10 protein-coding genes are annotated in these 12,353 nt (G+C 58.3%); 6 read left to right on the top strand and 4 right to left on the bottom strand.

Annotated elements, in window-relative coordinates; all coding sequences use genetic code 11:
* The first annotated feature begins 188 nt into the window (after window positions 1–188).
* The 6 genes from C8N45_RS00310 to C8N45_RS00285 all read left to right on the top strand — a co-directional run bounded on the left by C8N45_RS00310 (window position 189) and on the right by C8N45_RS00285 (window position 7,831).
* A complete protein-coding gene (locus C8N45_RS00310) occupies window positions 189–920 on the top strand; it encodes a hypothetical protein (protein WP_108384189.1) in 732 nt (243 codons plus the stop codon).
* A 151-nt stretch (window positions 921–1,071) separates the two neighbouring features.
* Window positions 1,072–1,641, top strand: a complete 570-nt coding sequence (locus C8N45_RS00305; protein ID WP_108384188.1) for a helix-turn-helix domain-containing protein — start codon at window positions 1,072–1,074, stop codon at window positions 1,639–1,641.
* A gap of 11 nt (window positions 1,642–1,652) precedes the next feature.
* Entirely contained in the window at window positions 1,653–2,036 is a 384-nt protein-coding gene (locus tag C8N45_RS00300) for a GFA family protein (protein WP_108384186.1), read from the top strand.
* A gap of 9 nt (window positions 2,037–2,045) precedes the next feature.
* Complete coding sequence (locus C8N45_RS00295) at window positions 2,046–4,496, top strand: GcvT family protein (protein ID WP_108384185.1); 2,451 nt, start codon at window positions 2,046–2,048, stop codon at window positions 4,494–4,496.
* Window positions 4,493–5,365: a homocysteine S-methyltransferase family protein gene (locus tag C8N45_RS00290; protein WP_108384183.1), complete on the top strand. Its 873-nt coding sequence runs from the start codon at window positions 4,493–4,495 to the stop codon at window positions 5,363–5,365. Before C8N45_RS00295 ends, C8N45_RS00290 begins: the two co-directional genes overlap by 4 nt.
* A gap of 15 nt (window positions 5,366–5,380) precedes the next feature.
* Complete coding sequence (locus C8N45_RS00285; RefSeq protein WP_108384181.1) at window positions 5,381–7,831, top strand: GcvT family protein; 2,451 nt, start codon at window positions 5,381–5,383, stop codon at window positions 7,829–7,831.
* Window positions 7,832–7,852: 21 nt separating this feature from the next.
* Here C8N45_RS00285 and C8N45_RS00280 read toward each other — a convergent pair whose 3' ends face one another.
* The 4 genes from C8N45_RS00280 to gpmI all read right to left on the bottom strand — a co-directional run bounded on the left by C8N45_RS00280 (window position 7,853) and on the right by gpmI (window position 12,261).
* Window positions 7,853–8,203, bottom strand: a complete 351-nt coding sequence (locus C8N45_RS00280; RefSeq protein ID WP_108384179.1) for a response regulator — start codon at window positions 8,201–8,203, stop codon at window positions 7,853–7,855.
* 114 nt (window positions 8,204–8,317) lie between these two features.
* On the bottom strand, window positions 8,318–9,655 hold the full coding sequence (locus C8N45_RS00275; protein ID WP_108384177.1) for a S41 family peptidase: 1,338 nt from the start codon (window positions 9,653–9,655) through the stop codon (window positions 8,318–8,320).
* A gap of 12 nt (window positions 9,656–9,667) precedes the next feature.
* Window positions 9,668–10,753: a murein hydrolase activator EnvC family protein gene (locus tag C8N45_RS00270; protein ID WP_108384175.1), complete on the bottom strand. Its 1,086-nt coding sequence runs from the start codon at window positions 10,751–10,753 to the stop codon at window positions 9,668–9,670.
* Window positions 10,750–12,261 (bottom strand): 2,3-bisphosphoglycerate-independent phosphoglycerate mutase, encoded by a 1,512-nt coding sequence (gene gpmI, locus C8N45_RS00265; protein WP_108384173.1) that lies wholly within the window; start codon window positions 12,259–12,261, stop codon window positions 10,750–10,752. The genes C8N45_RS00270 and gpmI overlap by 4 nt, the downstream gene beginning before the upstream one ends.
* Between the last annotated feature and the right edge of the window lie 92 nt (window positions 12,262–12,353).

Below are 12,353 nucleotides of genomic sequence, written 5' to 3'. Positions count from 1 at the left end.
TGTTTGGCCAGGTCCGCAGATAAAGCCGACTCGACAACTTCGTCCTGTTTCCGCGCCAAGTTGCGCTATGAATAAATGGCTGTTTTGAGTCCGATCCAGACGTTCGCGCAAACTTCAATCATCTCTATGGGCACTAGCGTATCTCGTGCTAGGCTAGCCAACAGGTTGGGTTTTTAGGGAACAGAAACATGGAAAGTACGCGTCACGATTGGATTGTTTTTCATCGCGTTCGCCTGCGCGCCCCGATTGACGGGACCAACAATCCCTTGCCTGGTCCGAAAAAGGCTGAAGCATGGAGGTTTTACCCCGCATCGCCTCAAGGTCCGAACGGAATGCGGACGAATGTTTCCGAAGAATGGGGAGGCTTCGGAATCTATCCCTCCCGCGATTTGGCTGAAGAAGTCTTTGAAAATCCAGATGAACATCTGCCATTTCTAGATGACACTTTGGAGGCGTTTCATGCCTTGGTTGTGCCCTACTCGCACCGAGGCAAGGTGGACTGGCGTGGTTCCCTGATGGAAAATGAGACCTTCAAAACCTGCCCGTCTGACCCTGGCGGTCCGCTGATCGTCATTACTTCTGCCGGATACGAGAATCCGGGGCCAGATGACCTGCCTCGGATCAGCAATTTTATCCGCGAGGTCGACCGCGTACAAGATTTTTACGCAACATTGACCGACAATATCCGCAGAGCGGTATTCAGCGGCGCTGGCGTCGACGGGCACGACGGAATGACTGTGTCACTTTGGCGGACCGACGCAGCCATGATGGCTGCTGCGTATAAGCCCGGGCATCACCGCGCGCAAATGGACTATCAGCGGGAGGTCGGGCATTTCGACCACAGTTCGTTCAGCAGAGCCCGCATCTTGGCAAGCAAGGGTACTTGGGACGGGAGCAATCCAGTTCTTGAGATGAGTTAGCGAGAGCGCGCCTCTTGCTGCGTCCCTTTTTTCCGCAAGACCGCTCCTCGCGGTCTGCCGTCATTTTCAGTGTTTTTCCCGAAAAAACTTCTTCCCATATCCAAAAATTCCTGTAGCGTGAAATTATTGACACTTTTTTCACGGCACTCTCATGTCAAAGTTACAGCCTATCCAAAGCAATACGCTTGGCGCTGACTTGCGCGCGCTGCGCAAGGCCCGTGGGCTGACGCTTTCTGACCTTGCCGCAAAAATGGGCCGTTCTGTCGGGTGGATCAGTCAGGTGGAGCGCGACATTTCCGTGCCCACATTTGCGGACCAACAGGCACTGGCGGCGCTCTTGGATGTCTCGGTCTCAAGCCTTGCCCACACCGGGGCTGCGCAAAGCGAAGACGGGGTCATTGTGCGACGAGACGCCCGCCGCCCGATCGGGTCGCGCATGCCCGGACTTGTCGAGTCGCTGCTGTCCCCCGACTTGACCGATGATTTTGAGGTTGTGCATTCAGCCTTTGCGCCGGGCGCAACATCACCCGGCCCCACCCAGCGGGACACGACGGAAATCGGCTATCTGGTCACAGGCCGCATAACACTCTGGGTCGAAGAGAAGCAGTTTCACCTTGGCCCCGGTGACAGCTTTCGATTGCGCGGAGAGTGTTTCCGCTGGGCCAACCCTTACGATGACCCCTGCGAGATGATCTGGATCATCTCACCCCCTGTCTATTGAAGGAGGACGCAATGGCAACCGGACGATGTGAATGCGGCGAGGTGGCTTTTGAGGTGACAGGTCTGCGCGAAACGGTGACTTTCTGCCATTGTAGCCAGTGCCGCCGCACCAGCGGGCACCTGTGGGCGTCAACCCACGCGGCCTTTGACCAGCTTACCTTTACCCAAGACGAGGGCCTGCGCTGGTACGTCTCTTCTGACTGGGCCAAGCGGGGGTTTTGTGGGACCTGCGGGTCCAGCCTGTTCTACAGGATGAATGATGAGGATGGCATCGGCATCGCTGCCGGTTGCTTCGACACGCCCAATGATCTGAAACCGGGCAAGCACATCTTTTGCGCGCACAAGGGCACATATTACGAAATCGCGGACGATGCGCCGCATATTGCACAATATTAAGGGGGAACCATGTCTGACTTTCCAACTTCGGCGCGTGTCGTCATCATCGGTGGCGGGGTTGTCGGCGTATCGATCCTTTATCATCTGGCCAAGGAAGGCTGGACCGATTGTGTTCTGCTGGAAAAGAACGAACTGACTGCGGGGTCCACATGGCACGCGGCTGGCAATTGTCCGAACTTCGCCCCCAACTGGGCTGTGATGAACATGCAGCGCTATTCGCTAGATATGTACCGCAGTCTGGCCGAGGACGTAGATTATCCGATGAACTACCACGTTACCGGCTCTATCCGGCTTGGTCATAGCAAGGAACGCGCGCAGGAATTCGCGCGTGTCGCGGGGCAAGCCAAAGCGATGGGACTGCCGATTGAAATGATCGACATGGCAGAGGCGAAAAAGCTGCACCCGTTTCTGGAAACGCATGATCTGTCAGGCGTGCTTTGGGACCCGCTGGATGGTGATATCGACCCCGCACAACTGACGCAGGCCATGGCAAAGGGCGCGCGCGATCTGGGCGCAAGGGTTGAACGGTTTTGTCCGGCCACCGGTGTTGAACAGACAAGCGATGGCTGGACCGTCAAAACCGACAAAGGTGACATCCGCTGCGAAAAGGTGGTGAATGCCGCCGGTTACTATGCCGCCCGCGTCGGTGAATGGTTCAAACCCTTCGGCGCTCGCGACGTGCCACTGGCCGTGATGTCACATCAATATTTCCTGACCGAAGAAATCCCCGAACTTAAAGCATGGTCCGAAGAACAGGGCAAAAAGACGCCGCTGATCCGCGATGTCGATAGTTCTTACTATCTGCGGCAGGACAAGAATGGTCTGAACCTTGGCCCTTACGAGCGGAACTGCAAGGCACATTGGACTACTGCGAATGACCCGATGCCCGACGATTTCAGCTTTCAGCTTTACCCTGACGATCTGGAGCGGCTTGAATGGTATATCGAGGACGCGATGGCCCGTGTGCCGCTGCTTGGAACGGCGGGCGTTGGCCGCAACATCAATGGCCCGATTCCCTATGCGCCCGATGGTCTGCCGATGCTCGGGCCCATGCCCGGTGTGCGCAATGCGTTTGATGCTCATTCCTTTACCTTTGGCATCGTCCAGGGCGGCGGCGCGGGCAAGGTCATGGCTGAATGGCTGATCCATGGCGAGACAGAGCGCGACATGTGGTCGGTCGATCCGCGCCGTTATACCGACTACACCGACGCCGACTATTGTCTGGCCAAGGCGCTGGAAACCTATGGCCATGAATATGGGATGCATTTCCCCCACAAGATGTGGCCCGCCGGGCGCGACAAGAAACTGTCACCCAATGATGCCAAAGTGCGGGCATTGGGCGGCCAGATGGGGGCCTTCAACGGATGGGAGCGGGCGAATTGGTTCGCCAAAGAGGGCGACGATACATCGCTTGCCGCGACCGAAACATGGGAACGTGACGGCCCATGGGCGATCCGTGTCAAAGAGGAATGCGAGGCCGTGCGCGACGGGGTCGGCGTTCTTGATCTGCCCGGGTTTTCACGGTTCAACCTGTCGGGCGACGGTGTTGCCGCATATCTGGACGGTCTGATCGCAGGCGCACTGCCATCGGTCGGGCGCATGAACCTTGCCTATTTCCCCGACAGTCGTGGGCGTATCCTGACCGAAATGTCGGTGATGCGACATAGCGATGACCATTTCACCCTGATCACCGCCGCCACCGCGCAATGGCATGACTACGAGGTTCTGGCGCGCAATCTGCCCGACGGGATTTCCCTGACAGATCACACAACGGACTATTCAACCCTCATAGTGACCGGCCCGAAATCGCGCGACTTGTTCACAGCACTGGGGACAGATGCGGACCTGAGCTTGCCATGGCTGTCACACCAACCTGCCAAGGTGGCGGGGATTGATTGCGCCCTGGCGCGGGTAAGCTTTGCCGGTGAACTGGGCTGGGAAATTCACGCGGCCAACGCCAACTTACCCGCACTCTATAATGCCGTTTTGGGCGCGGGTGCCGTGCCTTTTGGCATGTTTGCCCTGAACGCGCTGCGCATCGAAAAGGGCTACCGCGCGTGGAAAGGCGATCTGTCCACCGACTACACATTGCTGGAAGGCGGACTGGAGCGTTTCATCCGTTTCGACAAGGCCAGCGACTTCCCCGGCAAGCAGGCCCTGATGGCTGAAAAGCAGCAAGGCCGCAAGAAAGGCTTTGCCACCATGACGCTGGATAGCCCCGGCGCTGCCGATGCACCTTACATGTCGCCGATCTGGGTGAACGGAGATGTCGTTGGTGAAACGACGTCAGCCGATTGGGGCTACCGGGTCAATAAATCCATCGCTCTGGGCATGATCCGGTCCGACGCGAATGTCTCTGGCGCCAAAGTGGAGATTGAGATTTATGGCGAAAAATACACAGCCACGATTCAGGAGGACCAACCGCTTTGGGATCCTGAAAACACAAGGATCAAAGCGTGACGGACATTACTCTTCTTGACGGCGGAATGGGACAGGAACTGGTGCATCGCGCGGGCGATGCACCGACCCCGCTGTGGTCTACGCAAATCATGCGCGACCATCCGGGTCTGGTCGCGCAGGTCCATGCGGACTACCGCGCGGCGGGGGCGACCGTGCATACAGCCAATACCTACGCCATTCACCGTGACCGGCTGGCAGGGACCCCGCTGGAAGGGCAATTCGAGACCCTGCACACAATGGCTTTGAAAGAGGTCGCAGGCCCCGGCAGGATTGCAGGCGCCATCGGACCTTTGGGCGCATCCTACCGCCCTGACTTGCACCCCGCGCATGATCTGGCGGTAGCGAAATATGCTGAAGTGGCGCTGATCCTGTCACCCTCCGTTGATTTGATCATCGCAGAAACGGTTGCATCAGTGGCCCACGCGCGCGCCGTGCTTGAGGCCGCGCTGACAGTTGGCAAACCGGTCTGGCTGGCGATGACCGTGGATGACCGTGACGGGACCAAGCTGCGCTCCGGCGAGCCTGTGGCCGATGTGCTGACCCAAATCGACGGGGCCGATGCCATTCTGGCGAACTGCTCTGCCCCCGAGGCGATCGGCGCCGCGATGGCTGTTCTGGCGTCAGGCCCGCTGCCCTTTGGCGGTTATGCGAACGGGTTTCAGCAGATCACGTCGGATTTTCTCAAGGACAAGCCAACGGTCGATGCGCTCAGCCCGCGCCGTGACCTTGGCCCCGAAGCCTACGCCGCTTATGCGATGGACTGGATCGCGCAAGGGGCCACAATCGTTGGCGGCTGTTGCGAGGTCGGCCCCGGGCATATCGCGACCCTAGCAGAGGCCATTCGTGCCGCTGGCCACACAATCGTCTAGAAACAGGTTTTCATCATGGCTCTGCCCCCCTCATCCGCACGCGTCGTCATTATCGGTGGCGGCGTCATCGGCTGTTCTGTCGCCTACCACCTTGCCAAACTGGGCTGGAAAGATGTTTTGCTGCTGGAACGCAAGCAGCTGACCTCCGGCACGACATGGCACGCGGCGGGGTTGATCGCGCAATTGCGCGCAACCGCGAACATGACCAAGCTGGCGAAATACAGTCAGGAACTCTATGGCAACCTTGAGGCCGAAACAGGCGTTGCCACCGGCTTCAAACGCTGCGGTTCCATCACCGTGGCCCTGTCCGACGCCCGCAAGGAAGAGATTTACCGCCAAGCCGGCATGGCCCGCGCCTTTGGCGTAGAGGTCGAGGAGATTTCACCATCCGAAGTCAAGAACTGCTATGCGCATTTGAATATCGAGGGTGTCACCGCCGGTGTCTATCTGCCACTTGATGGTCAGGGCGATCCGGCCAACATCGCCTTGGCGCTGGCCAAAGGGGCCCGACAGAACGGCGCGCAAGTCATCGAACACACCTTGGTCACAGGCGTCAGCCGCGATGGTCGCCGCATCACCGGTGTTGATTGGGAACAAGGCGGCGAACGAGGGCACACAACCTGTGATATGGTCGTCAACTGTGGCGGCATGTGGGGGCATCAGGTGGGACGGATGCTGGGCACCAACGTACCGCTTCATGCCTGCGAACATTTCTATATCGTCACCGAGGCGATCCCCGATCTGACCCAAATGCCTGTTCTCCGGGTGCCCGACGAGTGCGCCTACTACAAGGAAGACGCAGGCAAAATGCTACTGGGTGCTTTTGAACCAAACGCCAAACCATGGGCAATGGACGGCATTCCCGCCGATTTCGAGTTTGACCAGCTTCCAGAAGACTTCGACCACTTTGAGCCGATACTGGAGCAGGCGATCAACCGGATGCCGATGCTGGCCGAAGCAGGCATCCACACCTTCTTTAACGGCCCGGAATCCTTCACACCCGATGACGCCTATCATTTGGGACAGGCACCCGAGATGGATAACGTATGGGTCGCTGCCGGTTTCAATTCGATCGGGATCCAGTCGGCAGGCGGCGCTGGCATGGCCCTGTCGCAATGGATGGACACGGGCGAAAAACCGTTTGATCTGGGCGATGTGGATATCTCACGGATGCAGCCGTTTCAGGGCAACAAGACCTACCTTTTTGAACGGTCCAAGGAAACGCTTGGCCTGCTTTATGCAGACCACTTCCCTTTCCGCCAAAAGGCCACAGCGCGCGGCATCCGGCGCACTCCGTTTCACGCGCAACTGCTGGAACGGGATGCTGTGATGGGTGAGTTGGCGGGCTGGGAACGCGCCAACTGGTTCGCCCGCGAGGGGCAAAAACCGGAATATCAATACAGTTGGTCGCGCCAGAACTTCTTTGACAACGTCCGCGACGAGCATCTGGCCATCCGCCAGAATGTCGGCGTGTATGATATGTCGTCCTTCGGCAAATTCCGTGTCGAAGGACCTGATGCGACGGCATTCATGAACCATATCGGCGGCGGCCAATATGACGTGCCGGTGGGCAAGATCGTCTATACCCAGTTTCTGAACGTATCCGCAGGGATCGAGGCTGATGTAACCGTCACCCGGCTTGCAGAGGATCTCTATCTTGTGGTCGGACCAGCGGCCACGCGGGTTGCGGATTTCACGTGGATGCAGCGCAACAAAGGCGCATTCAACGTGGTCATCACAGATGTGACGACGGGCGAAGGCGTGCTGGCCATCATGGGACCGCGCGCACGTGACCTGTTGCAGGCTGTGTCGCCCAACGATTTCAGCAACACGGCCAATCCCTTCGGGACCGCGCAAGAGATTGAAATCGGCATGGCGCTCGCCCGCGCGCACCGCGTCACTTACGTCGGCGAACTTGGCTGGGAAATTTACGTGAGCACCGATATGTGCGCCCATGTCTTTGAAACCGTCGCAAAGTCAGGGGCAGATTTCGGGCTGACATTTTGCGGTATGCATATGATGGACACCTGCCGGATGGAAAAGGGCTTTCGCCATTTCGGGCATGACATCACCTGCGAAGACCATGTGCTGGAAGCCGGGCTTGGTTTCGCGGTCAAGACGGACAAGCCTGCCTTTATCGGCCGCGACGCTGTTCTGCGCAAACGCGACGCCGGGTTGGCGCGGCGTCTGGTGCAATTCCAACTGACCGATGCAGAGCCGCTGCTTTTTCACAACGAACCCGTCCTGCGCGACGGCAAGGTCGTGGGCCATCTGACATCAGGCGGCTATGGCCACTACGTCGGGTCGGCCATTGGCATGGGCTATGTGCCTTGCGCGCAGCCGGGGGAAACAGCTGCGGACATGCTGGCCAGCAACTACGAAATCGATGTGATGGGGACGCGCATCAAGGCGGTGGCGCAGCTTAAACCCTTCTATGACCCTACTGGTGAGCGGGCCAAAGCTTAGGGGTCAGGTCCGCGGCCGCAGTTAGGAAAAAATTGCAGCAACCAGATCATCTGCGGTCACGGGCTTGGTCAGGGCCACTGCGTTGGGATAGCGATCGACAGCCAGATTAACGTCACCGAAGCCCGACAGAAAGACAATCTTTGTCCCGGTCCCCGCAAAACGATCTGCAATAGGGTAGACCTCGCCATCTGGCAGGCAGACGTCGAGCAAGGCGGCATGAAAGCTTTCGTTCACCAGCTTCAGCCCCGCTTGCAAAGATTGCGCTGTCGTCACCTTGGCGCGAGCTTCCTCGAAGATATTCTTGAAGACATCCAACAGCAAAAAATTGTCCTCTACGATAAGGACTTTCAGGCCCGATAATTTCTGGGTCATAGGATTACCGTTCCGACTGATTTTGACACGATGTCATTTAGCGCCAAACAGGCAAGGTCGCAACTATAAGTTGCAACCTTGAATCTTGCTTGCCGAAACTGCTGCCAGTCTAAACTAGCGGCTTATCGGTCCAAGAGCGTTGAGCCCCTTGAGGATGTCGATGGCATAGGCCAACTGGTAGTCATCTTCGCGCAACTGCGCTGCGGCTTCTGCACGCGCGCGATCCTCTTCTATCTGGCGAATTTGATCTTCTGTCAGGCTGTCGTTATCCAGTGAGCCACGCAAATCCGCTTCGGACCGCAAGGTTGGCTGATCCTCTTCCCCTTCTTCGGATGCAGGGCGCGGGCGTGGCTGCTCGACAATGATGTCGGGCGAAATACCCAAGGCCTGAATCGAGCGCCCGGACGGCGTGTAGTAACGCGCGGTTGTCAAACGCATGGCCCCGTCGCCGCGCAGCGGTACGACTGTTTGGACCGACCCCTTACCAAAGGACTTCGTGCCGACCACGATGGCGCGGCGATGATCCTGCAACGCGCCAGCCACGATTTCGGACGCCGAAGCCGAGCCACCATTGATCAAAACGACGATCGGTTTACCCTGGGCCAGATCGCCGGGTTCGGCATTGAACCGTTCGCCATCCGCCGGGTCACGGCCGCGCGTTGACACGATTTCACCTGCGTCAAGGAACGCATCAGACACGTAGATCGCCTGATTCAGCAAACCACCCGGATTGTTGCGCAAATCAAGCACAATACCATCGACATTCTCGATGCCGCCCGCCTCTTCAACCTGGGCTTGGATACCCTCACGCAAGTTCGGATAGGTCTGGTCGTTGAAGGTTGTGACACGCAGAACAACGGCATTTCCTTCGGTCCGACTGCGCACCGCAGTCAGCTTGATTGTATCGCGAATGATCGAAATCTCGAATGGCTCCGGCTCGCCCTCTCGCACTACGGTGATGATGATTTCCGAACCGACAGGGCCGCGCATCATGTTGACCGCATCGTCTAGGGTCAGACCCAACACACTTTCGCCGTCCACGCCAGTGATGAAGTCACCTGCCAGCACGCCCGCAGCATCGGCAGGGGTGCCATCCATCGGTGAGACGACCTTGACCCAGCCTTCTTCCTGAGTGACTTCGATGCCAAGTCCGCCAAATTCGCCAGATGTCTGCACCCGCATCTTGGCTGCATCATCGGCAGACAGATAGCTGGAGTGCGGATCAAGCGACGTCAGCATCCCGTTGATGGCCGCTTCTATCAATTCCTTATCGTTGACTTCCTCGACATAGCCGCTTCTGATCCGCTCGAAGATGTCACCGAAAAGATCAAGCTGCTCGTAGACGCTTGCGTTGTTCTTTGATTCTTGCGCCAGCAATGGACCGGCAAGTTGGCTCGTGGCAAAAAGGCCCAATGCGGCACCGCCTACGGCGGCAATGATCAACTTTCTCATATCGTCGTTATCCTACTCTACTTCCAACGCAAACCATGCAGCGGGATTAACCGGAGCTTGCCCGTCTCTGACTTCAAGATAAAGCGTTTGCCGGGTTGCGGTACCGTCAAGTTGCGAATTTTGACTCAATTCTGCGTCACTTTGCTGTTGCTGCCCACCCATCAATCCAACAGGTGCACCTTGCGGAAGGATTTCGCCAACCGTCGCGAAACTTGTTTCCATTCCCGCAATGACAAACAATATCCCGGCGCTCGGCTCAAGGATGGCGACATGACTATAGTCAAGAAGCTCTCCCTCAAACAAGACTGTCACCTGGACCGGTGTCGTGACCAGCGCCCTTGGCTGTGTCGCAATGCGCACGCCCGGCCTGCCCGTGCCATCATCGGCCAGCACTTTTCCTGCGACCGGCAACGCAAGGTTTCCATCCGCCGACAGTGTGATGTCTGATGCGGGGACGGCCCCCAACAGGCCGTTGGCAAATGCATCCAACGTCTGCGAAGTGGCCAAAAGCAGCGTTGTCTGCACCGGGTCTTCTGAAAACCTTTGAGGCACCTCTGTGCGGTCCGAAATCGCTTGCCCCAATGCGCTGCGCGCGTCCTGTGCACCCGCAAGGCCGTCCCGCAATGTCTGCAAAGCCTCTGCGCGCAAGGACCGCACTCCGGCCAACCGGTCCAGTCTTTGCCGGAGCGTCGCAGCACGCCGCCTTACCGCCGGGGTCAGGTCTGCCAAGACGCCGCCCGCGCGCGCCGCCGCAAGTGCCCCGTCAGGATGGGCTTGCAGCACAGGAATGGGCGTGCGTCCGATTGACTGTAGCGCAGCAATGAGAGCCGACAGCTCTGCCGTTTCGGCTTCTAACGCTGTCTCAAGCTCTGTCTGTTCCGCAGCCACCTGTCGCAACCCTTCGTTGAGGGCGATGATCCCCGACTCATAGGCGCGCACGGTGTCGGTCAGGGCCTTGACCCTTTCGCCCTTACTTTGCGCTGCGACCAGACTGGCCTGCGCCTGATCAAGTTGCGCCATCGCATCCTGTGCGATCACCTCGGGGCTTTGCGCCCCTGCGGGCAAGGCCAGACAGAAAAGCAACGTGGCCAGCCTCATTTGATCAGACTGCGCCCGGTCATTTCGGCAGGCAATTCCAGCCCCATCAGGTCAATAACAGTCGGTGCAAGATCGGCAAGCCGCCCGTCACGCAACTGCGCCCCCTGCGGGCCACCAACCAGCGCCACGGGCACCGGGTTTGTCGTGTGGGCGGTATGCGGGCCTCCTGTTTCGGGGTCGATCATCATTTCGCAGTTGCCGTGATCGGCGGTCACAATCATCGCTCCGCCAGCGGCATCAAGCGCAGTCAGCACCTTGCCCAACCCCTGATCGACGGCTTCGCAGGCTTTGATGGCCGCATCCAGATCACCGGTATGGCCCACCATATCAGGGTTGGCATAGTTGGTGACGATCAGGTCATAGCCGGCTTCAATCGCCTTGACGAAATGCTCCGTCACTTCGCCCGCCGACATTTCCGGCTGCAAGTCATAGGTTGCAACCTTGGGCGACGGGGCCATGTAGCGGTCTTCGCCATTTTCAGGTGTCTCGATCCCGCCATTCAGGAAAAAGGTCACATGGGGGTATTTCTCGGTCTCGGCCAGCCGGAACTGGCGCAACCCGTGTTTTGCCACCCAGGCACCCAGCGTGTTCTGGATGTCGCGTTTGGGAAAGACTGTTTCGAATAATTCATCATGCCGGTCGGAATAGCTGACCATGCCCAACAGGGCAGTCATATCAGGTAGTTCACGCGCAAAACCGTCAAATGCAGGATCAGCAATCGCAGACAGGATTTCGCGCGCCCGGTCAGAGCGGAAGTTCAGGCAGAAAAACCCGTCGCCCTTGGCAACACCGGCATAATCACCGATGACGGTTGCGGGGATGAATTCATCTGTTTTGCCGTCTGCATAAGCCGCCTTGATCGCCTCTGCCGGGGTCGCGGCTTTGTGCCCCTCGGCATTGACCATCGCCTCATAGGCGGCTTGCACGCGGTCCCAGCGATTGTCACGGTCCATCGCGTAATAGCGGCCAATGACGGTGCAAATGCGCGCATTCTCCGGCAGGCCCGCCTCGAGCGTTTTCATAAAGGACGCAGCCGATGAGGGTGCCACGTCACGCCCGTCGGTGATGGCATGAATGACCACGGGCACCCCTGCATCGGCAATGATGTTGGCCGCCGCAATCATATGGTCGACATGACCGTGTACACCGCCATCGGACACAACGCCCATCAAATGCGCCCGCCCGCCGCTTGCCTGCATTTTTGCGATGAAGGCCTGCAGTGGGTCCGCCTTGGCAAATGACCCATCTTCGATCGCCAGTTCAATCTGACCAAGGTCCATCGCAACAATGCGACCGGCCCCGATATTGGTATGGCCTACTTCGGAATTGCCCATCTGGCCTGCGGGCAGGCCAGCATCACGCCCGTGGGTCACAAGCTGCGCATGTGGTCCCTGCATGATCTTGTCAAAATTGGGTGTCTCAGCCTGCCTGGGAGCGTTGCCTTCCACGGCATCGCGCAACCCCCAGCCATCAAGAATGCACAAGACAACAGGTTTCCGGGCAGACATCGCAAACTCCTTCGTTGTGAATTGTGCAAGGCTTAGCGCACCTGCAGCAAAAGATGAACATATCGTTTACTGTTCTCGCGACAACCCTGCGG

Source organism: Yoonia sediminilitoris, assembly GCF_003058085.1.
GTDB classification, from domain to species: Bacteria; Pseudomonadota; Alphaproteobacteria; order Rhodobacterales; family Rhodobacteraceae; genus Yoonia; species Yoonia sediminilitoris.
Note: the sequence above shows the minus strand (reverse complement) of the source record. Positions and strands in the feature narration are given on the sequence as shown.

Bases quoted from the DNA above. Each gene is read 5' to 3' on its own strand.
- C8N45_RS00275 (WP_108384177.1), bottom strand. From the start codon at position 9,655: ATGAGAAAGTTGATCATTGCCGCCGTAGGCGGTGCCGCATTGGGCCTT.
- gpmI (WP_108384173.1), bottom strand. From the start codon at position 12,261: ATGTCTGCCCGGAAACCTGTTGTCTTGTGCATTCTTGATGGCTGGGGG.
- C8N45_RS00270 (WP_108384175.1), bottom strand. From the start codon at position 10,753: ATGAGGCTGGCCACGTTGCTTTTCTGTCTGGCCTTGCCCGCAGGGGCG.
- C8N45_RS00300 (WP_108384186.1), top strand. From the start codon at position 1,653: ATGGCAACCGGACGATGTGAATGCGGCGAGGTGGCTTTTGAGGTGACA.
- C8N45_RS00305 (WP_108384188.1), top strand. From the start codon at position 1,072: ATGTCAAAGTTACAGCCTATCCAAAGCAATACGCTTGGCGCTGACTTG.
- C8N45_RS00310 (WP_108384189.1), top strand. From the start codon at position 189: ATGGAAAGTACGCGTCACGATTGGATTGTTTTTCATCGCGTTCGCCTG.
- C8N45_RS00280 (WP_108384179.1), bottom strand. From the start codon at position 8,203: ATGACCCAGAAATTATCGGGCCTGAAAGTCCTTATCGTAGAGGACAAT.
- C8N45_RS00295 (WP_108384185.1), top strand. From the start codon at position 2,046: ATGTCTGACTTTCCAACTTCGGCGCGTGTCGTCATCATCGGTGGCGGG.
- C8N45_RS00285 (WP_108384181.1), top strand. From the start codon at position 5,381: ATGGCTCTGCCCCCCTCATCCGCACGCGTCGTCATTATCGGTGGCGGC.